We start from the raw sequence: 20919 nt of genomic DNA, 5'->3' as shown, positions 1-20919 counted from the left end.
GCCTGAGCCGATTGACAGCGGGGCGGACGGCAGTGCAGACTGCATCCGCCCCGTTTTTACTCTGCAACCGGAAAGAACTGTCATGATGAAACTGTCCCCGTCCCGTCTTGCCTGCCTGGTCCTGGCAGCCTGGATGCCGCTGCAGGCGTCCGCCGGCCTGCTCGACGACAACGAAGCACGCAAGGCCATCCTCGACCTGCGCGCCAAGGTCGATGCCGTGGCCCGTGACCTGAAAGCCCAGATCGACACCAAGTCGGACAGGACGGTCCAGCTCGACATGCTGAACCAGCACGAGCAGACCATGCAGGAAATCGCGCGCCTGCGCGGCCAGATCGAAGTGCTGGCCAACCAGATCACCCGCGCCCAGGAAAGCCAGAGGCAGCTGTACGCCGACCTCGACGCGCGCCTGAAGAAGGTCGAGCCGCAGCAGGAAACCGTCGACGGCCAGGTGGCCTCGGTGCTGCCGTCGGAAAAGACCGCCTACGACAGCGCGACCGCCATGTTCCAGTCCGGCGACTACAAGGGCGCGACCGCGGCCCTGCAGGACTTCGTGCGCCGCTACCCGGAATCGGCCTATGCCGCCAATGCGCAGTACTGGCTGGGCAACGCCTGGTACGCGCTGGGCGACTACAAGAAGGCCATCGCGGCCCAGGAAGTGGTCACCTCCACCTATGCCAGCAGCCCCAAGGCGCCGGACGCGATGCTGAACATCGGCAGCAGCTATGCCCTGCTGAAGGACAACAAGAACGCGAAGAAGGCGCTGCAGCAGCTGGTGTCGAAGTATCCGGAATCGAGCGCGGCCCGCACGGCCAAGGACCGCCTGGCGTCGCTGAAGTGATGCCTGCGCCCGTCATGATGCTATGCGGCATTTGACAGCGGGCGCGACGCACCCTATAATCTTGCTTCTTCGGGTCGTTAGCTCAGTTGGTAGAGCAGCGGACTTTTAATCCGTTGGTCGCTGGTTCGAGCCCAGCACGGCCTACCAGAATCAGCAGAAACGCCAGCCTTCGGGCTGGCGTTTTTGTTTTTGCCGATCATGCGGCCGGCGCACTCATCGTTGTGCCAGCGTCGCCTTGACGACGATGACCTGGGCCAAGCGCGGGTCAGGCACATAAGTCATCACCATGTCGTCGCCGCTGTTGCCCCGGTTGAAATCCATCGTTACGTTGCCGTCATGCGAAGCGTATTCATCGGGCGATACGGCAACCAGGCGCATGGCCCGCTCCCGCCCTATTTGCGCCGAGATGCCGCCAGGCGCCGGGCTGACCTGCAAACGCCAGCCGTTGGACATGGCATAGATGCCGCGCACTGCGTCGAGATCGTCCTGGTAGACGCGGAAGGTCCGCGCCGGCGCTGTTACTTGCACGCTCGACATCGGCACACTGCTGAGGGGAGGCTGGCGGGACTGGGCGGCGGCGTCGGCCGTCAACAAGGCCGCGGAGACGGCAAGTGCCATCACGAGGGGGTTCGGAGCTTGCATGATCGTTCCTTCACAACACGGGAGGGCCCTGGCTGTGCCAGGGGCTGCATCCAGTCTAGGGCAGGGTTCGCTCTCCACAAGTGCTGAAGCGTCGACATCACCAAACGGTCTGGACCTGATAAAAACCAGACTGGACGGATATGATACAAAAAAGGCAATATTAGCTTGTTTTTTGTATCATTTTCGAACTCTTGATGACCTCGCCGGTCATACGATTCGCCAGCTTGCAGCCCCTACTGTTGGTTACTCCCTACGCTTGAGTGCAATTGCTTGACATTGCAGAGGGATGGGCACATATTGTTTATTCGAAGAAACAGCTTGAAGTCGTAAGCAATTGTGTGCGCTCTTGTATTCGTCGGGCACACATGTAAAATAGACAACATCAGATGCGCCTGTTCACCAGGTGCATCGCGGACTGGATTTTATCGTGAAGCGTTACTGGCATTGCATGTCGATCACTTCTCATCTGCACGCTTCGGACAGACGCACGCGCTACGCCTGCACTGCCCTGCCTGCCTGAACAGCCGGCGCGCCGAGCGCGTCCGAGCCGGATTCTCCTGTCAGCAAACGCTCCAGCACCTATCGTCAACCTATTGCAAGCCTGTCTCCGATGGAGACGGCAAAAGGAATCAACATGAACACCGAACACTCGCATCCACGCATCCACCCGGGCACCGTCGACCGCAGCAATCCGCGCGCACCGAAACGCACCTTCGCAAAAAGCATCGTCTCGAACAGCCGCCGCCTGCGCCAGCGCATCGGCGTGGCCGTCGGCCTGTGCCTCGGCATGGCCGCCCTGTTCATCACGCTCGAATAAACGCGACACGCGCTAGTCAGCCCGCTGTTCCATTGACGGGCCACTACTGCCCGCCTGAACGCCGTCAGAACGTTTCCCAGCCTTCGCCCGCTTCCACGGCCTGTGCGGCCTTGGGTGCCGGCTGCGCCGCGGCCGCCTTGGCCGCGCGCCGTGCCGGGGCCCCGCCCTTGGCCGGACGTACGGCCGGCAGCGAGCTCGCCACGCGCGCCACGCCTGGCGCCGCTACCGATGGCCGTGCCGGCGCTGCCTGCGCATCGAGCCGGAAGATGCCGACCGCCTGCGCCAGTTCGGCCGCTTCCTGCTGCAGCGACTGGGCCGCCGCCGAGGCCTCCTCGACCAGCGCGGCGTTCTGCTGCGTCACCTGGTCCATCTGCAACACGGCGCTGTTGATCTGCTCGATCCCGGCGGTCTGTTCCTGGCTGGCGGCGGTGATCTCGGCCATGATGTCGGTCACGCGGCCGACGCTTTGCACGATGTCCGCCATGGTCGCGCCGGCGCGGTCCACCAGCTCCGAGCCGATCTGCACCTTCTCGACCGAGTCGTCGATCAGCGTCTTGATCTCCTTGGCCGCCGCGGCGCTGCGCTGCGCCAGGTTGCGCACCTCGCCCGCGACCACGGCGAAACCGCGCCCTTGTTCGCCGGCGCGCGCCGCTTCCACCGCGGCATTCAGTGCCAGGATATTGGTCTGGAAGGCGATGCCGTCGATGACCGCGATGATGTCCACGATACGGGTTGCCGAGCTGTTGATCGCGCCCATGGTGTGCACCACCTGCTGCACCACCTCGCCGCCCTTGCCCGCCACCTGCTGGGCCGAGACCGCCAGCGCATTGGCCTGGCGCGCATTGTCGGCGTTCTGCTTGACGGTCGAGGTCAGCTCTTCCATCGACGAAGCGGTTTCTTCCAGCGAACCGGCCTGCTGCTCGGTGCGGCTGGACAGGTCGAGGTTGCCGGCGGCGATTTCGCCGGAAGCCGTGGCGATGGTGTCGGTGCCGGCGCGCACCCGGGTCACGATCTGCACCAGCGAGGCATTCATGTCCTTCAGGGCCTGCAGCAGGCGGCCGGTCTCGTCCTTCGAGGCGACCTCGATCTTCTCGGTCAGGTCGCCCGCCGCCACCGCGCCGGCGATCCGCACGGCCTGCTCGAGCGGACGCACGATCGCGCGCACCAGCATCCAGCCGACCACGGCGGCCATGATCAGGCCGCACACCAGGCCGGCCAGGCACAGCAGGCGCACGGTCTCGTAGGTCCGCTGCGAGGCTTCGTACTCTTGCTTGGCGACGCGCTGCTGCAGCGCGACCAGGCCCTCGCCGGCCTGGCGCAGCGGCTGGAACAGGCGGGCCATGTCGCCGGACACGATCTGGCTCGCCCGGGCGGCATCGCCCGCGTGCACCGCGGCGACCGCCGGCTGCAGGGCCTGGACCATGAAGGCTTGGTACGCCTTGCCGAACTGCGCGCTCAGGATCTCTTCCTCGGACGTCAGCTTGGTCGCCTCGTAGGCCTTCCAGTTCGCCGCCATTTCCGCGACGTTCGCGTCCACTTCCGCCATCATCTCCTTGCGCTTGCCGCTGTCTTCCAGCGGCGCCGCCTTGGCGACCAGCAGCTGGTCGAGCGTGACCAGTTGCATCACCCGGCTGAGCTGGCTTAGCGCGACGACCCGGTTATCGTGCAGGTCCTTCAACTCGGCGTTCGCTCTTTCGAGGCTGTAGAGGCCGATCGCCGCGCCGGCGATCAGCTCGGCCGCCAGGAACACAAGCACGAGGATGAGACGAGTCTTGATGGTAAGGTTTTTAAGCATGGAAAGATGTAGTGGGTGAATGTAACATTTATTGTATTGTGGAAATGCATTCTTACCCATGACGAATACATCATGTTCCGGGTTTTCTCACGCTGCAACGTTGCTCATCTACTACAAATCAGCCCATTCAAACACAGTGATAGTCACTGGCCCGGAAACGACCAGGGCCGAAGCGCATTGTTTGCCTGCGCAGCGGCGCTGCCATTTTGCCTATAGAATGCTGCGATTGATTTCCGCAGCGCATGAGCTGCCCCGCAAAGGCTCCAATGAACTTTCCCGTCCTAATCAACCTGGTCCTCGCACTGCTCGTCTGCGTGCTGCTCTATCGCCTGCAGGCGACGCACGTGTCCTTCACCAAGCGGGTGTTTACCGGCCTCGGACTCGGCGTGGTGCTGGGGGCGGCCATGCAGGCCGTCTACGGCGCCGGCTCGCCCGCGGTCGCCGGCACCAATGCCTGGCTGGACGTGCTCGGCAGCGGCTACGTGAAACTGCTCCAGATGATCGTGATTCCCCTGATCATGGTCTCGATCGTGCAGGCCATCCTCAAGCTGCGCAACGCCGCCTCGCTCGGCGCCATCAGCACGCTGACGATCGGCATCCTGCTCGCCACCACCATCGTGGCAGCCGCGATCGGCATCCTGATGGCCAAGCTGTTCGGCCTGAGTGCGGTCGGCTTGACCAGCTCGGCCGCCGAAATCGCCCGCGGCGAATACCTGCAGGGCAAGCTGGCGACGGCGCAGGAAATCTCGCTGCCGTCGATGCTGCTGTCCTTTATTCCGGCCAATCCCTTTCTCGACATGACCGGGGCGCGCACCACCTCCACCATCGCGGTGGTGGTGTTCTCGATCTTCATCGGCATCTCGGCCACCGGCATCGCCGGCAAGAAGCCCGAGGTGTTCGCCTCCTTCAGCGGCTTCGTGCACGTGGCCCACGTGATCGTGATGCGCATGGTCACGCTGGTGCTGCGCCTGACGCCCTTTGGCGTGTTCGCCCTGATGACCAAGATGGTGGCCGGTTCGAGCCTGCAGGACATCCTCAGCCTGGCCAGTTTCGTGGCCGCCTCCTACTGTGCGCTGGCGCTGATGTTCCTGGTGCACCTGCTGCTGGTCGCGGGCAGCGGCCTGAACCCGCTGCGCTACGTGGTGAAAATCTTCCCGGTGCTGGCCTTCGCCTTCACCTCGCGCACCAGCGCCGGCTCGATCCCGATGAGCGTGGCGACCCAGACGGCGCGCCTCGGCACCCCGGAAGGCATCGCCAACTTCGCCGCCTCGTTCGGCGCCACCATGGGCCAGAACGGCTGCGCCGGCATCTATCCGGCCATGCTGGCGGTGATGATCGCGCCGACCGTCGGCATCGATCCGTTCACCGCATCCTTCCTGCTGCCGCTGCTGGCGATCATTGCCTTCGGTTCGATCGGCGTGGCCGGCGTCGGCGGCGGCGCCACCTTCGCCGCCCTGATCGTGCTGTCGGCGATGGATTTGCCGGTGGCGCTGGCCGGTCTCCTGATTTCGGTGGAACCCCTGATCGACATGGGCCGCACCGCCCTCAACGTCAGCGGTTCGATTACCGCCGGCACGCTCACCAGCCGCATCCTCGGAGAGACCGATATGCGCGTGTTTCGTAGCGACGCGGAAATCAATTTAGATAGCGAATCGCAAGCCGTGTAAGAGGGCTCCGACGCCGCGGCGAGCCTGCCGGGAAAGCCTGCAATCGTGCGCTTTCGGCCCGTAGAATCCGTCTATGATGATGTCATGTCAATATCAAAGACGGGCGTGTAATGGAACAGAAGTGGCCACAGGAAGTCTGGCTGGTCAGGCATGGACAGAGCGCCGGCAACGTCGCGCGTGATCTCGCAGAAGCCTCTGCGGGCCACCTCATCGACATTGCGGACCGCGACGTCGATGTGCCCCTGTCCGAGCTGGGCGAGCGCCAGTCCGAGGCGCTCGCTTCCTGGTTCGCCGCGCTGCCGCCGGAGCAGCAGCCGACGGTGGTGCTGCATTCGCCCTACGTCCGCGCCGCCGAGACCGCCAACATCCTGATGCAGCGCCTGGACCGTTCGCGGCTGGTGGTCGAATCCGACGAGCGCCTGCGCGAAAAGGAATTCGGCATCCTCGACCGTCTCACTACCTACGGCATCGCGCACCACCATCCCGATCTGTACGAACAGCGCCAGCACGTCGGCAAGTTCTATTTCCGCCCGCCCGGCGGCGAGAGCTGGTGCGACGTGATCCTGCGCCTGCGCAGCGTGGTCGACACCCTGAACCGCGAGTTCTGCCGCGAGCGCGTGCTGATCGTCGCGCACCAAGTGACGGTCAATTGCTTCCGCTACCTGTTCGAGCGCCTCGACGAAAAAACCATCCTCGAGTTCGACCGCGCCAGCGACGTGCCGAACTGCTCGGTCACCTCCTACGAATACGACCCCGATCTCGGCAAGGGCGGCCATCTGGCCCTGCGCCTCGTGAATTTCGTGGCGCCGCTCGAATCGACCGGCACCCCCGTCACCGCCAGCAAGGACCTGCCTGCCGCACCGAAGGCTTAAGCCCATCCCATGGAAACGCTCATCGACACGCCTGACCGCGCCACTGCCGTGCACGACGTCGACTCAGCCCTGTTGCGGGGCTGGCCGGTGCCGATGCCGGCCGTCGAAGGCGACAAGGAAATCCGCGGCCACGTGCTGGTGCTGGGCGGCTCTTGCGAGATGCCGGGCGCGGTCATCCTGGCCGCCACCGCGGCCCTGCGCGCGGGCGCCGGCAAGCTCACCATCGCCACCGGCCGCAGCGTGGCCCAGCTGGTGGCCCTGGCCATGCCCGAGGCGCGCGTGATCGGCCTGCCCGAGCACGCCAGCGCCGGCTTCAGCATGGACGCCGTCGCCTCCCTCGACCCGCTGGCCGAGCGCGTCGACGCGGTGCTGGTCGGGCCGGGCATGCGCGACGAGCCGGCCACCGCGGCCCTGGTGCATGCGCTGCTGCCGCGCCTGGACGCGGCCGGCACCCAGGTGGTGCTGGACGCCTGCGCCATGGGCGCGCTGCTGCATCCGCCCGCGCCCTGGCCGTCCGGCATGCCCTGGCGCTTCGAGCGTCCGGTCATCCTCACCCCGCACGCGGGCGAGATGGCGCACCTGACCGGGACGCCCAAGGGCGACATCACGGCCGCGCCCGACCCGCGCGCACTGGAAGCGGCGCGGGCCTGGAACGCGGTGGTCGCATTAAAAGGTGCGCGCACTGTCATCGCAACGCCGGATGGAACGTTGTACCAGCATGAAGGCGGCAATGTTGGCCTGGCCATCTCCGGCTCGGGCGACGTGCTGGCCGGTATCATCGCCGGCCTCGCCGCCCGCGGCGCGCCGCTGGACCAGGCCACCTGCTGGGGCGTGGCACTGCATGCGCGTGCCGGCGAACGCCTCGCCGAACGCATGGGCACATTGGGATATCTAGCGCGGGAAATATCGCAGGAGATACCCGCGCTCCTGGAACACATCGCCGGCAAGGATGCCGGCGGCAGCGAGACCATCCGGCCCACGCCGGTGGGTTGGGGAGCGGCGTTCTGACAGCCCTGCTCTTCAGCAAGCACGACAGTGTGCGATTCGAACCGGCGGCCGGACTACCAGTCTAATGGAGTCGGATCGTGCACTGACCGGGGCCGCGTGTTGCGTCGGTTCCCTGATGGTTCCACTGCTGGGTTCCCGAACCCTCAGAGGACCTCACCTGGCGTCGCAGTGTTCCAAGGCCTCACCTGGACGCTGCGGCACAAGATAGACGTGAACGAGGAGTTTAAACAATGAAAGCACTGACCAAAGCACCAAAAATCCTGCTGACTGCTGCCGTGTTGGCCTCCCTGCTGGGCGCTTGCCGCAAGAACGAGCCGGCGACCGACACCACGACCACCACGCCGGACACCTCGGCCACCGCCCCGAGCAGCACCTCGGGCGCCACCGGCACCACGGGTGACACCGGCACCGGCGCCACTGGCACCGGCACCACCGGCACCACCGGCACCGACATGGGTACTGGCACCACCGGCACCGGCGCCACCGGCACTACCGGCACCACGGGTACCGACATGGGCACGGGCACTACCGGCACCGGCACCACCGGCACCGGCACTGGCGCAACCGGCACCACCGGCACCGGCACCTCGGGCACCACCGGCACCACCGGCACCGGCACCACCACCCCGCCAAGCAGCGGCGGCTGATCCGCCCTCCACCTGGCAACGAACGGAGCCCGCGCCGCGGGCTTCGGGACTTCCTCTCGGGAAGCCGGTTTCGTGCCGTTCTCCACAGCGGCGATCGCCAGCCCGGCAGGGCTGGCTTAGTCGTTTCCTGTTTGGCCTCTCCTCTTCCATTTCCTCCACGACGCTTCAGCGCCCCCTGTGAGGGTCAGGTCTGACATTCAGACACGGGCCGAGCAATACACCAGCGTAACGGTCGAGTTCGTGTCCGAATGTCAGACCTGACCCCGTGGCAGACCCCGTGGCATGGGCACCAGCGTAACGGTCGAGTTCGTGTCCAAATGTCAGACCTGACCCCGTGGCATGGGATCGGCATAGGGGACGGCCCTGAGGGCCGCTCCCCTGCCACACCACCCGGCATGCGGGTCCGCACCGGGCGGTTCGAGTAGTTGAGGTCAAGACAGGCGAGGTACGCCCAGTCGGTCGAAATAGCCGATAGTCATCACTGTTTTGAGTAGCCTATCGCTGTTGTGCCACCAGCGGCGGCTGTTCGCCGCCACGTGCCTTGCTGCCGACGGCCAAGCCCCAAGCTTGAGCAGTTCCCGATACATGGTGCTTCCGCGTTTCCAGTGCTTGAGCTGGATAGCTCGCAGCCTGTGCCGCAACCATTCATCGAGTCCGCGCCAGACCTTTGGGGTTTGCGCCAGCTGGAAATACCCTCTCCAACCCAGCATATAGGAGCGCAGTCCCCGCACCACATCCGGCATGCTGCGTCCGCCGGAACGGCAGGTCAGCTCCCGAATACGTTGCTTGAACGCTTGCAGCGGCTTTTCCGCCACCTTGCGTTTGATCTCGCCTCCACGCGCCACCCATAGGCTGTAACCGAGGAACTTGCGGCCGAAGACGCTAGCTACCGCGCTCTTGCCCTCGTTGACCACGAGGTGCAACTTGGCATAGCAGCGCCGCAGCAGCCCCATCACCCGCTCACCCGCCCGCCTGCTGCGCACATACACATTCGCATCGTCGGCGTAGCGTGCAAAGCGATGGCCGCGCCGTTCCAGTTCCTTGTCCACTTCATCGAGCATCACGTTGGCAAGCAGCGGACTCAATGGCCCGCCTTGCGGCGTTCCTTCGCTTCGCTCCTGCACCACGCCATGCTCCATGATGCCGCTGTTCAGATAGGCACGGACCAGCCGGATCACTCGGGCGTCGTCGATGCGTTTCTTCAGGCGATCGATCAGGATGTCATGGTTGACCCGGTCGAAGAATTTCGACAAGTCCACGTCCACCACGATTCTCAACCCGGACTGGACGTATGCCTGAGCGGCTAACACCGCATCCTGCGCACGCCTGCCCGGCCGAAAACCATAGCTGTGCTCACTGAAAGTGGGGTCAAGGATCGGTTGCAGCACCTGCAATAGTGCTTGCTGGATCAGGCGATCCGTCACCGTCGGGATGCCGAGCTCGCGCTCGCCACCGTCAGGCTTCGGTATCGTCACCCGACGTACCGGGCTGGGCCGGTACGTCCCCGTCAGCAGTTGTTCCCGTATGTGTGGCCATTCGGTCGCCAGCCGCCGTGAAGTCTGGTCAATGTCCAGTCCATCCACGCCGGCAGCTCCCTTGTTGGCCCGCACACGCTTGAACGCCCGCCGCAGGTTCTCTGTCGTCAGCGCCGCTTGCAACAGCGCCGACCCCGTGTTTCCGGTTGCATGCCGCGGGCAGAACGCTTCGTCGCTGAAAGCATCGAGCATGGCTTCACCTTGCCCTACGGCTTCCCGCCCCGCGTTAGCGGGCATCTGACGCTGTACCTTCTGCATCGGCATATCGGATTCACTCCCACTCGTTTGGTCCTTCGTCGGCGGAGTCGAGCCTTCCCGGCGCTACCTCCGACTACTATGACCTCTGCTGAGACCCCGCTCCGATTTTTTTTTCGTCGCCCTTTCAGGCACAAGGCGGGGCGTCCCCAGGTATGGGCCGCACTCCTTCATCACACAGCCGCCGCATCTACGCCGCTTTGCTTTGACCACAAGAGCTTCGCGGTTATGGGCCCGCTCGCCCTGCTCGGCAGCGCCTTCTATGCGGTTCGTGTTCCTCGGCTCGTGACTTATGCTCCACGCTTCCTTCCCACGGTCGGTTACCCTTCCGCAGTTGCGCTTCACTTCGCTCACTGTGGTCAGCTCGCGGCGGGACTTTCACCCGCAGGAGTGCGCCCATGCTGGGCGCACCCATGAAAAAAGCCAGCCCGAAGGCTGGCTTTGTGCGGTGAAGCCGGTACGGCTCAGGCCGGCTGCGGGGTGCCGCGGCCGCGGCCGGTCACGAAGCGGCCGATGCGGACGATGCCGCGGAAGACCAGGCGCACGAAGACCAGGGTCAGGATGGCTTCGACGAAGGTCATCAGGAAGGCCAGGGCCACGTTGTGGCGCTTGGCGCGGCGCTGGAACTTCGCGAACATGCGGTCGCGGGCGATCTCGATGCTGTCGTAGAAGGTCGGCACGACCAGCAGGGTCAGCAGCGTCGAGGTGATCACGCCGCCGATGATGGCGATCGCCAGCGGCTGGTAGAACTGGCCAGCGTCGCCGAAGGCCATCGCCACCGGGAACATACCCGCGATCAGGGCGAAGGTCGTCATCAGGATCGGACGCAGGCGCTTGCGGCCGGCGGCCATCAGCGCTTCCTCGCGGTCCATGCCTTCCTTCTCCAGCGCACGGGCGGCGTCGATCAGCAGGATCGCATTCTTCGCCACCAGGCCCATCAACATGAGCACGCCGATCATGCTCATCAGGTTGAGCGTGTTCTTGGTCAGGATCAGGGCCAGCACCACGCCGATCAGGGACAGCGGCAGCGACAGCATCACGCCGATCGGTGCGGTGAAGGAACCGAACTGCATCACCAGGATCAGGTACATCAGCAGGATGCCCGAGAACAGGGCGATCATCATTTCCCTGAACAGTTCCTGCTGGTCCTCACCCTGGCCGCCCAGGGCCAGGCCATAGCCCGGCGGGAAGTCGAAGCTCTTCGCCAGTTTCATGGCGTCGGCGGTCACTTCGCCAGGCGAACGGCCCTGGGCGTTGGCGGACACCGTGATCAGGCGCTCGCCATCCTTGTGGCGGATACCGGCCGGGCCCTTGCCCATGGTGATGCTGGCGATCTGCTCGAGCGGCACCATCATGCCGGTGCCGGCCACCGCGATCGGCAGGCGCTCGATGCTGTCGGTGTTGACGCGGTCGTCCGGGTGCAGGCGCACGGCGACGTCGCGGGTCTCGCTGGTCGGGTCGACCCAGTCGCCCACCTCGATGCCGGCGAAGGCCACGCGCAGTGCCTGGGCGGCGTCGTTCACCGAAATGCCCATGGCGTTGGCCAGGCCGCGGTCGAGCACGATCTGCAGTTCGTTCTTCGGATCCTGTTCCGACAGGGTCACGTCGACGGCGCCCGGCACCTGGCGCAGCTTCTCCATGTAGGCCGAGGTCAGTTCCATCAGCTTGCGCGAATCCGGACCGGTGAACTCGATCTGGACCGGCTTGCCGCCGCCGCCCAGGTCGTCGATGACGACGTATTCGGCGCCGACCAGCGGAGCGATCTTGGCGCGCAGTTCGGCGCCGATCTCGGCACCGCTGCGCTCACGCTTGCTGCGCTTGCCGATGTCGACATAGACGCGGCCGCCGCTCAGGTCCACGTAGCTGTTGGTGTCTTCGGTCTCCGGGATCGAACGGGCGATCTCGGCGGCAGCTTCCACCTTGCGGCGCGAATATTCCAGGCTGGACGAGGCCGGCGTGCGGATCTCGACCATGATGGTGCCCCAGTCCGATTTCGGCATGAAGCTCGAGCCGCCGAAGGCCATGTGCAGGCCGATGGCGCCGGCGAAGCTGAGCACGGCGATCGCCCCCATCCACTTGCGGTGGTGCAGCGCCCACTCGATCACGCGGCCGTAGCGGTCGGCCTGGTGGTCGAACCAGGTGTTGAAGCGCTGCAGCACCAGGCTCAGGCCCTTCTTCGGCGCATGGGCGTGGTCGGGCGGGTCGCCCCAGTAGGCCGACAGCATCGGGTCGAGCGTGAAGGAGATCAGGAGCGACACGATCACCGAGCAGGTCACAGTCAGGGCGAACGGGCGGAACCATTCACCGGACACGCCCGGCATGAAGGCCACCGGCACGAACACGGCCATGATCGAGAAGGTGGTCGCGGCCACGGCCAGGCCGATCTCGGCCGTGCCTTCGAGCGCGGCGGTACGGCGGTCCGAACCCATTTCCATGTGGCGCACGATGTTTTCCCGCACCACGATCGCATCGTCGATCAGCACGCCGATCGCCAGCGACAGGCCCAGCAGGGTCATGAAGTTCAGCGTGAAGCCGCACAACCACACGGCGATGAAGGCGGCCAGCACCGAGGTCGGCAGCGCCAGCGCGGTGATCAGGGTCGAGCGCCAGGAATTCAGGAAAGCGTACACCACGAAGATGGTCAGGATCGCGCCCAGCACCAGGGCCTCGATCACGTTGTCCAGGCTGCTCTGGGCGTTTTCGCCGCCGTCGTCGACGACTTCGAGCTTGGTACCTTGCGGCATTTCCTTGTTGGCCTCGGCCACCACCAGGTGCACCTTCTTGGCCAGCGAGACGGTCGAGGCATCGGGCGAGCGGGCGATGTTGATACCGACGTTCGGCTTGCCGCTACGGATCGACAGGCTGTTGATGTCGGCAAAGCCGTCCTTGATCTCGGCCACCTGGTTCAGGCGCACGATCTGGTCGCCGTTGCGCTTGACCACGATCTGCGAAAAGTCTTCCGGACGCTCGATGCGGCCGACCAGGCGGATGCCCTTCTCGTCCAGTTCGCTGCGCAGCTTGCCCACCGGCGCATTGGTGTTCTGGGTGCGCAGGGCGTTGGTGACTTCCGACACCGAGACGTTATATTCACGCAGCTTCTCGGCGCGCAGCAGGACCGACAGCTCGCGGCGCAGGGCGCCGTTCACGTTCACGGTCGAGGCGCCCGGGATGGCGCGGAACTTGTCGGCCAGCACGTCCTCGGCATAGCGCGAGATATCGGCGTGCGACTGCGTGGTCGAGGACAGCGACAGCTGCATCACCGGCTGGGCGTTGATGTCCCAGCGCCGCAGCACCGGCTCGCGCATCTCGACCGGCAGCTTGTAGCGCACCGCGGCGATCGCGTTGCGCACGTCGTCCGAGGCTTCGATGATGTTGCGGCCGAAATTGAAGTCCATGAAGAACGACACGCCGCCTTCGAAGGAGTTGGAGGTGATCTTGTTGACGCCCTGGATCGCCAGCAGCTGCTTTTCGATGCGGTTGGTGATCTCGCGTTCGACGGTCTCGGGCGAGGCGCCCGGATACGGGATGTTGACCGACAGGGCCGGACGCTCGACGTCCGGGTTCTGGTTGACCTTGAGCTTGGACAGCGCCAGCAGGCCGACCAGCATCATCGCCACGATCATGACGACCGTCGCGACGGGTCGCTTGACACTAAAATTGGAGAGGAACATTTTTAATAATCCTTGGTTGTCCTGTGTTCCTTACTTGCCCTGCACCGGGACCGCAGTGGCGGCGCTGGCCGCGCTGGCCACCACGGCGGCCGGCATCTCGACCTTCTGGCCATCCTTCAGGTTCGAGGTCGGGGAACGCAGCACGATGTCGCCCGCCGCCAGGCCCTGCCTGACTTCGACGTTGCCGGTGCGCGGATCGCGCGCGCCGACCACCAGCGGGACCTTGTTCAGGGTCTTGTCCTTGATGCGCCAGGTGTAGGCGCTGTCGCCGGCCTTGACCAGCGCGGCTTCCGGCAGCATCAGGGCGTTGGTACTCTGGGCATCGATGCGGCCTTCGGCGTACAGGCCGGCCACGCGCGGCTGGGCCTTGTCGGCGAACTCCACCACCACCTCGACCTGGCGGGTGATGGCGTTGGCGGCCGGGTCGATGCGCTTGACGATGCCGGCGAACTGCTGCTCGCCGTAGCCGTTGACGCGGAAATTGACCTTCTGGCCGAGCTTCACGTTGGCGATCTCGTCGGCCGAGACCCTCGCCTGGAAGCGCATGCTGTTCGGGTCGATGACCTTGACCAGTTCCTTGCCGATGGTGGCGGTGTCGCCGGCCGACACTTTACGCTCGGAGACGATGCCGTCGAAGGGCGCGCGCACCACGGTGCGCGAGAGCTGCTGGCGCGCGGTGGCGGAGCGCGAACGGGCGGCCGACAGCTCGCTCTGGGCGCTATTGCGGCGCACTTCGGCCTCGTCCAGGCCGACGGCCGAGGTCATGCCCGAGGCGCGCAGGGTCTTCATGCGCTCGAGCTGGCGGGTGGCCTGGTCGAGGGCCTGGCTGGCGGCGCGCACCGCTTCGTCGGCGGACGCCACGGTATCGCGGATCGCGGTTTCATCCAGGCGCACCAGCACGTCGCCGCGCTTGACCGGCTCGCCGTTCTCTTTCAGGACCTGCAGGACCACGGCCGAGACTTCGGCGCGCAGGTCGGCCTTGCGCTCCGGCTGGATCGAGCCGGTGACCACCGGGCCGCTCGACAGGGTATCGCTCTGGATGGTCAGCACGTCTTCCGACGCGACCTTCAGCTGCGCGGGACGATTGTCCTTGGGATCGGCCTTGCCGCCGGCCTGGGCAGTTTCCTGGCCCGGCTTGGCGGGCTCCTTGGACTCCTTGCTGCAGGCAGCGAGCGCCGAGGCGATGGCAAGGACGAGTAGGGTTTTGCGCAGCATTGTGGTTCTCCAGAGAAGGACTCGGTATGTGTTCTTGTAAATATGTGAATATGAACAGTCAGCGCGCAGTATTCAGTAGTGCCCTGCCAACTTCAAGAGACGACGCTGCGTACTGCGGAAATCGAGGGATGAAATGCGATATTTTGCGACGAGCTGCATTCCAGGCGGACTGGAATGTGGCCAAATGTGGACAAGGCGCGGACAGGCGGACGTCCGACAGTGTCCGCCGGCGTACGCTTCCCGGCCTCAGGCGCCGAAGATGGCGTGGATCAGGAAGCCCATCCCGATGCCGGTGGCGATGCCGCCGCCGATCTCCACCAGGGTGTGGCCCATGCGCTCGCGCAGGACGGTGTGCCCAACGGTGTCGCAGGCCAGCTTGTTGATCGCCGCGGCCTGGCGACCCACGTGCTGGCGCAGGCTGTTGGCGTCGATCATCACGATGAAGGCCAGGGTCACCGCCACGCCGAAGGCCGGATGGCCGATGCCTTCGCGCAGCGCGATCAGGGTGGCCATGCTGGTGACCACGGAGCTGTGGTTGCTGGGGAAGCCGCCGTTGCCCACCAGGTTGAAGGCCCAGCGGCGCTGGCGCGCGCTGGTAATCAGGAACTTGATCGGGCCGACCACCATCCAGGTCAGCACGGGTGTTACGAGGTATGCGAGATCCATGTCCAAATCCAGGTACGACGAGGGAGAGAAAGAATGCTGGGTAATGCCGGGCGGAATTATCTCAGAAGCAAGCTCTTACCGATATAAAAACGATGCCGGATGGAGGACATCCGTAGCGCCGCCGCCTCAGCTGCTTCGGTAATATTCTCGTCACTAAACTAGACAGGCAAGGGGGCAGTATGCGGCATTTCCGGTTGTCGATCGCGGTGACGGTCATCCTGATGGGCCTGGCCGGCTGGTGGGGCTACGAGCACCGCGGCATGCCGGGACTGCTGCAGGCGCTCTGGATCACGGCCGTGCTGGGCGTGCTCGAGGTCTCGCTTTCCTTCGACAATGCGGTCGTCAACGCCTCCGTCCTGCGCGGCTGGAACGAGTTCTGGCGCAAGCTCTTCCTCACCGTCGGCATCCTGGTGGCGGTGTTCGGCATGCGCCTGCTGTTCCCGCTCGTCATCGTGTCGGCGGCAACCGGGCTGGGCCTGGTCGAGGTCTGGCACATGGCGATCGACAATCCCACCGAATATTCGCGCCACCTGACCGAGAAGCACGCCGAGGTGGCGGCGTTCGGGGGCGCCTTCCTGCTGCTGGTCTTCCTGAATTTCCTGTTCGACGAACAAAAAGAGCTGCACTGGCTCGGCTGGGTCGAGGAAAAGGTCGGCAAGTACGGCACCGAGGGCCTGGCCATCGCCCTGACCCTGCTGGCGGTGTGCGGCGCCATGTACCTGATCGAGCCGGCGCGCAAGCTGCCGGTCCTGGTCGCCGGCATCACGGGCATCCTGATCTACATTGGCGTGCAGTGGCTGAGCGGCCTGCTGGAGAAGGAAGAAGAAGACCCGGCGGTAGGCAAGATGATTGCCCAGGGCAGCATCGGCGGCTTCCTTTACCTCGAGGTGCTGGACGCCTCGTTCAGCTTCGACGGCGTGATCGGGGCCTTCGCGATCACCAACGACGTCGTCATCATCATGCTGGGCCTGGCCATCGGCGCCATGTTCGTGCGTTCGATGACGGTGTTCCTGGTCTACAAGGGCACGCTGGAAGAGTTCGTGTTCCTGGAGCACGGCGCCCATTACGCGATCGGCATCCTGGCCTTGATCATGTTTGCCAGCGTCCACTATCACATTCCGGAATGGTTCACCGGGCTGTCGGGGCTGGCCTTCATCCTGGTGTCGCTGTGGTCCTCGGTGCGCTACCGCAAGCGCATGGCGCATGAGGGGGCCAGGGAGGTGGCCTGAGGTCGCCGGCAGTTTGTGATTTTGTCCATCCATGGCAGAATGTGCCCGGCTGCGATGCTGCCAACCTGACAATTCACACTCTTGATGCCGAAAACCATGCCGAAACGCGCTACCGCCCTGCTCCTGTCCGCCCTTGCCGCGATCATCGTGCTGTTCGCGCTGTACACCTGGTTCACCCTGAGCTGGTCGTACTCGGAAGGCGAACGCGCGGGCTACCTGCAGAAGTTCTCCAAGAAGGGCTGGCTGTGCAAGACCTGGGAAGGCGAGATCCTGCTGTCGAGCATGCCGGGCGCGATTCCGGAACGCTTCGCCTTCACCGTGCGCGACGACGCGGTGGTCAAGCAGCTGCAGAGTGCGATGGGCCAGCGGGTGCAGATCACCTATGAGCAGCACGTGGGCATTCCGACTTCGTGCTTCGGCGAGACCGGCTATTTTGCGACCCGGGCCAGCATCGGGCCGGTGAATCCGGTGGCCCCGAGCGAGGCCGCCGCGCAGTAATACGTTTTACGTATCAATCAGGTGTCAGTGATATGCATGACATATCACCGGCATCATTCCTTGTTCTTCCTCTGATTCAGGATCACGTCCGCCAGCCGCGTCACCGCCTGTGACGCCGAGGCCGGCGGCGTGCTCTTGAAGCGTCCCAGCACTTCGCGCGTGATGTTCACCGAGGCCACCCGGTGCTCGGCCTCGGCCTTGCGTTCGCCGAGGGCGCGGTCGAGCGCCGCCAGTTCCCCCGCCTGCTCGTCATGGCGCTGCGCTTCCAGCTCGGCCAGTTGGCGGCGCGTGTCGGCCATGCGCCGGGTCGCCTCGGCCGCCTTGCGCTGCATCTCGGCGTGGCGCTGGGCGTGTTCCAGAAGCGCGCGCTGGGCGTCGCGTTTCTCGACCGCGGCCTGCAGCGCGGCCTGCTCCGCCACCTCCCGCTCGCGCGCCAGCCGGGCCTGTTCTTCCTCGGCCGCGGCGCGCGCCTCGGCAGCCTGGGCCGCCGCCTGCTCCGAGGCCAGGCGCGCACTGGCCGCCTCGTTGGCGCGCGCGTCGGATGCCGCCTGCTGGCGCTGCGCGGCCAGCTTGCGCTCGACCAGGGCCAGCGATTCGCGCGCGGCCTCGGTGGCGGCGCGTTCCTCGCGTAGTGCAGCCTCGGTTAATTCCTGCTGGCGGCGCTCAAGCTCGGCACGTTCGGCCTGCGCCTGGGCCAGCTCGGCCGCCCGGCGCGCCTGGACCTGCTGCGCGCTGGCCGCGGCCTCGGCATGCTGCGCTTCCTCGATCGCGGCGCGCGCCTGCGCCGCCTGCGCTTCCAGGGCCGCCTGCTGCGCGGCCTGGGCGCGCCGCTCGGCCTCGCACTGCTCCCTCAACTGCGCGGCAGCCGCCTGCTCCGCCTGCGCACGCGCCTCGGCGGCCCGCGTCAGTTCCTGCTCGGCCTGCAGGCGTTCCTGTTCCCGCAGCAGCGCCGCTTCCTCGCTGGCCACGCGCTCGCGTTCGGCCCGGGCCAGGCGCTCGGCCTGTTCGGCGCGGCCCTGGGCCGCTGCCAGCGCCTCCTGCTGCGCCTCGGCCTGGCGGCGCACGGCGGCCATCGCCGCCTCTTCCAATGCGTTTTCCTCTGCCTGCGCGGCGGCCGCGGCCTGGGCCAGACCTGCGCGCTCCTCGGCCAGCGCGCGCTGGCGCTGCTCTTCTTCCATCTGGCGCGCGGCCGCCTGGCTGGCCGCCTCGTCGGCGGCGGCCCGCTCGCGCGCGTGGCCGGCGGCCAGGGCTTCGGCTTCCAGCCGCGCCTGCACCTGCTGGCTTGCCTCTTCTTCGGCGCGCGCGCGTTCCTCGGCCACCTCGCGCAGCCTGCGGTCGGCCTCGATGCGCGCCTCGGTCGCCGCCAGGATCCGGGTTTCGGCCTCGCGCCGGGCCTGCGCCGCGGCGGCCGCCATCTGTTCCAGGCGTTCGCGGTGGGTGGCGGCGTCGCGCAATTCCTTTTCGGTCTGCAGGCGCATGCGCAGCGACTGGGCCGCGACGCGCTCGGACTCGGCCTGGGCCAGTGCGATCGCCTCGCGCTCCTGTTCGATGTGGGCCAGGGCGCGCGCTTCTTCCAGCGCGCGCGCCTCGGCCGCGGCACGCGCGAAGCTCGATGCCAGCGCCACCTGGTCGGCGCGCTCGCGCTGCTGGGTCAGTTCCAGGGCCTCGGCTTCGGCCTGGGCCAGTTTCTCGGCGGTCTGGCGGGCGCCGCGTTCGGCGCGCTCGCGCTCGCGCGCCAGGATCGCCACGCGCGCGTCGGCGCTGGCGTTGTGCAGCACTTCTTCCTTGGCCGCTTCGACCGCCGCCATGCGCTCGGCCGCCTGCAGGCGCGCCTGCTCGGTCTGCGCCAGCAGTTCCTCGGCGGCGCGGGCGGCCTGGGCCGCCATCTCGGCCTGGGCTTCCACCTGGGCGGCAGCGCGGCGCCGTGCTTCTTCCTCGGCGCGGGCGCGGGTTTCGAGCGCCACGCGGGTCTCGGTTTCCTGCTGCACGCGGGCACGCAGCTCGGCGGTCTCCTGGCGGATCGCCGCCAGCCGCTCGCTGGAGGCATGGGCGGCGGCGCGCAGCGACTCCAGGCGGTCGCGGTCGGCGGCGATCGCCTCCTCGGAGGCCTGGGCATTGGCCAGCGCGGCGGCGGTCGCGGCCGCATCCAGCGCGGCGCGCTCCTCAGCCAGCGAACGGGCGCGCGCCTCGGCGTGGGCGCGGCTCTCGGCCGCGACATTGGCCTTGGCTTCGGCCTCGACGCGGGCGATGGCTTCGTGGATCTCGCGCATGTCCATCGGGCCGCGGGCGGCCGGGGCCTCAGGAGCGATGCCCCCGGCATGGTCCGTGCGCGCATGCTCCAGGTCGATCGTGAAGTCGGTGTCGTCGTGCTCGGGCTTGATGGGTTCCATGCTTGTTCTCGGTGAGACGCAGGCTGCGTCCACCTGATTATCCGGGAAATCGCGCCCGCGTGTCACGCCGAACTGGACGGCAAAAGCGCCGCAATTCCGGCTATACGGGCCACAGGGGCGGCTCGTCCATCAGCGCCACCTGCTCGCGCAGCTCGAGGATGCGGTCCTGCCAGTAGCGCTGGGTGTTGAACCATGGGAAAGCCGCCGGGAAGGCCGGGTCGTCCCAGCGCATCGCCAGCCAGGCCGAATAATGGATCAGGCGCAGCGTGCGCAAGGCCTCGACCAGGTAGAGCTGGCGCGGATGGAAGTCGCAGAAATCCTCGTAGCCGGCCAGCACGTCGGCCATCTGGCCCACCATCTCCTGGCGTTCGCCCGAGAGCAGCATCCACAGGTCCTGCACCGCCGGCCCCATGCGGCTGTCGTCGAAGTCGACGAAGTGCGGGCCGTCCGGGGTCCACAGCACGTTGCCGCCGTGGCAGTCGCCGTGCAGGCGCAGGGGCGGCAGCGCGCCGGCCCGCTCGTAGCAGCGCGCCACGCCGTCGAGCGCCTGCAGGGCCACGCTGGCGTAGGTGGCGGCCAGCTCGGGCGGGATGAAGCCCTTGGCGCGCAGGAATTCAAAGGGCTCGCGGCCGAAGGTCTGCGGGTTGATCTCGGGCCGGTACTGGTAAGGCCGGGCCGCGCCGACTGCGTGGATGCGGCCGATGAAGCGCCCGATCCATTCGAGGGTGGCGGAGTCGCCCAGTTCCGGCGCCCGTCCGCCGCGGCGCGGAAACACCGAAAAGCGGTAGCCGGCGAAGTCGTGCAGCGTGCGCCCGCCGATGCTGGTCGCCGGCACCACCGGGATTTCCTGCTGCGCCAGCTCTTCCACGAAGGCGTGCTCCTCGAGGATGGCGGCATCGCTCCAGCGCTCCGGCCGGTAGAACTTGACCACCACCGGCGCCCCCTCTTCCAGGCCGACCTGGTAGACGCGGTTCTCGTAGCTGTTGAGCGCCAGCAGGCGGCCGTCGCCGTACAGGCCGACGCTCTCGACGGCCTCCAGCACCGTTTGCGGGTCGAGCCGGGCGAACGGATGGGCGTGGCTGTTTGATTCGGTAGTCGGATTCTCCATCGCCGCATTGTACGCGCCGCCGCGCTTTTCTATGCGGTTCGCCTCCGCAGGCGTTACACTGGCGCC

16 protein-coding genes and 1 tRNA gene are annotated in these 20919 nt (G+C 66.4%); 9 read left to right on the top strand and 8 right to left on the bottom strand.

The annotated features are described in order from the left end of the window. Positions 1-82: 82 nt before the first annotated feature. Both ybgF and MasN3_RS09290 read left to right on the top strand, forming a co-directional pair. Positions 83-838, top strand: a complete 756-nt coding sequence (gene ybgF / locus MasN3_RS09295) for a tol-pal system protein YbgF (protein ID WP_281913724.1) — start codon at positions 83-85, stop codon at positions 836-838. A 71-nt stretch (positions 839-909) separates the two neighbouring features. Then, positions 910-985: transfer RNA gene (locus MasN3_RS09290), tRNA-Lys, on the top strand. Between the two features lie 66 nt (positions 986-1051). Here the strand turns inward: MasN3_RS09290 and MasN3_RS09285 are convergent. Further along, positions 1052-1480 (bottom strand): hypothetical protein, encoded by a 429-nt coding sequence (locus tag MasN3_RS09285; protein WP_281913723.1) that lies wholly within the window; start codon positions 1478-1480, stop codon positions 1052-1054. Between the two features lie 634 nt (positions 1481-2114). On the opposite strand from MasN3_RS09285, the gene MasN3_RS09280 reads away from it, so the two are divergent. After that, positions 2115-2297, top strand: a complete 183-nt coding sequence (locus MasN3_RS09280) for a hypothetical protein (protein WP_281913722.1) — start codon at positions 2115-2117, stop codon at positions 2295-2297. 64 nt (positions 2298-2361) lie between these two features. Here MasN3_RS09280 and MasN3_RS09275 read toward each other — a convergent pair whose 3' ends face one another. Next, positions 2362-4092, bottom strand: a complete 1731-nt coding sequence (locus MasN3_RS09275; protein WP_281913721.1) for a methyl-accepting chemotaxis protein — start codon at positions 4090-4092, stop codon at positions 2362-2364. A gap of 266 nt (positions 4093-4358) precedes the next feature. Between MasN3_RS09275 and MasN3_RS09270 the strand changes: the two genes are divergently transcribed. The 4 genes from MasN3_RS09270 to MasN3_RS09255 all read left to right on the top strand — a co-directional run bounded on the left by MasN3_RS09270 (position 4359) and on the right by MasN3_RS09255 (position 8286). Further along, on the top strand, positions 4359-5759 hold the full coding sequence (locus MasN3_RS09270; protein WP_281913720.1) for an L-cystine transporter: 1401 nt from the start codon (positions 4359-4361) through the stop codon (positions 5757-5759). Positions 5760-5869: 110 nt separating this feature from the next. Beyond that, positions 5870-6631 carry a histidine phosphatase family protein gene (locus MasN3_RS09265; RefSeq protein ID WP_281913719.1) on the top strand — a complete coding sequence of 254 codons (762 nt, stop codon included), beginning with the start codon at positions 5870-5872 and terminating at the stop codon, positions 6629-6631. Between the two features lie 9 nt (positions 6632-6640). After that, positions 6641-7639 carry an NAD(P)H-hydrate dehydratase gene (locus MasN3_RS09260; protein ID WP_281913718.1) on the top strand — a complete coding sequence of 333 codons (999 nt, stop codon included), beginning with the start codon at positions 6641-6643 and terminating at the stop codon, positions 7637-7639. A gap of 230 nt (positions 7640-7869) precedes the next feature. After that, entirely contained in the window at positions 7870-8286 is a 417-nt protein-coding gene (locus tag MasN3_RS09255) for a hypothetical protein (RefSeq protein WP_281913717.1), read from the top strand. A gap of 431 nt (positions 8287-8717) precedes the next feature. Here MasN3_RS09255 and ltrA read toward each other — a convergent pair whose 3' ends face one another. From ltrA to MasN3_RS09235, 4 genes are all read right to left on the bottom strand, one after another. Further along, entirely contained in the window at positions 8718-10079 is a 1362-nt protein-coding gene (ltrA, locus tag MasN3_RS09250; protein WP_370662352.1) for a group II intron reverse transcriptase/maturase, read from the bottom strand. A 461-nt stretch (positions 10080-10540) separates the two neighbouring features. Further along, positions 10541-13747: an efflux RND transporter permease subunit gene (locus tag MasN3_RS09245; protein ID WP_281913715.1), complete on the bottom strand. Its 3207-nt coding sequence runs from the start codon at positions 13745-13747 to the stop codon at positions 10541-10543. A 30-nt stretch (positions 13748-13777) separates the two neighbouring features. Continuing rightward, a complete protein-coding gene (locus tag MasN3_RS09240) occupies positions 13778-14962 on the bottom strand; it encodes an efflux RND transporter periplasmic adaptor subunit (protein WP_281913714.1) in 1185 nt (394 codons plus the stop codon). A gap of 246 nt (positions 14963-15208) precedes the next feature. Continuing rightward, complete coding sequence (locus tag MasN3_RS09235) at positions 15209-15628, bottom strand: divergent PAP2 family protein (protein ID WP_281913713.1); 420 nt, start codon at positions 15626-15628, stop codon at positions 15209-15211. Positions 15629-15807: 179 nt separating this feature from the next. On the opposite strand from MasN3_RS09235, the gene MasN3_RS09230 reads away from it, so the two are divergent. Both MasN3_RS09230 and MasN3_RS09225 read left to right on the top strand, forming a co-directional pair. Continuing rightward, on the top strand, positions 15808-16857 hold the full coding sequence (locus MasN3_RS09230) for a DUF475 domain-containing protein (RefSeq protein ID WP_281913712.1): 1050 nt from the start codon (positions 15808-15810) through the stop codon (positions 16855-16857). A 96-nt stretch (positions 16858-16953) separates the two neighbouring features. After that, a complete protein-coding gene (locus MasN3_RS09225; protein WP_281913710.1) occupies positions 16954-17355 on the top strand; it encodes a hypothetical protein in 402 nt (133 codons plus the stop codon). Between the two features lie 53 nt (positions 17356-17408). On the opposite strand, the gene MasN3_RS09220 is transcribed toward MasN3_RS09225, so the two are convergent. Further along, complete coding sequence (locus MasN3_RS09220; protein WP_281913709.1) at positions 17409-19745, bottom strand: hypothetical protein; 2337 nt, start codon at positions 19743-19745, stop codon at positions 17409-17411. 100 nt (positions 19746-19845) lie between these two features. Next, entirely contained in the window at positions 19846-20853 is a 1008-nt protein-coding gene (locus MasN3_RS09215) for a serine/threonine protein kinase (RefSeq protein WP_281913708.1), read from the bottom strand. Positions 20854-20919: the final 66 nt, after the last annotated feature.

Origin of the sequence: Massilia varians, from assembly GCF_027923905.1 — a bacterium.
Lineage (GTDB): Bacteria > Pseudomonadota > Gammaproteobacteria > Burkholderiales > Burkholderiaceae_D > Telluria > Telluria varians_B.
The sequence above is the reverse complement of the archived record's forward strand: the minus strand, read 5'-3'. Positions and strand labels throughout refer to the sequence as shown.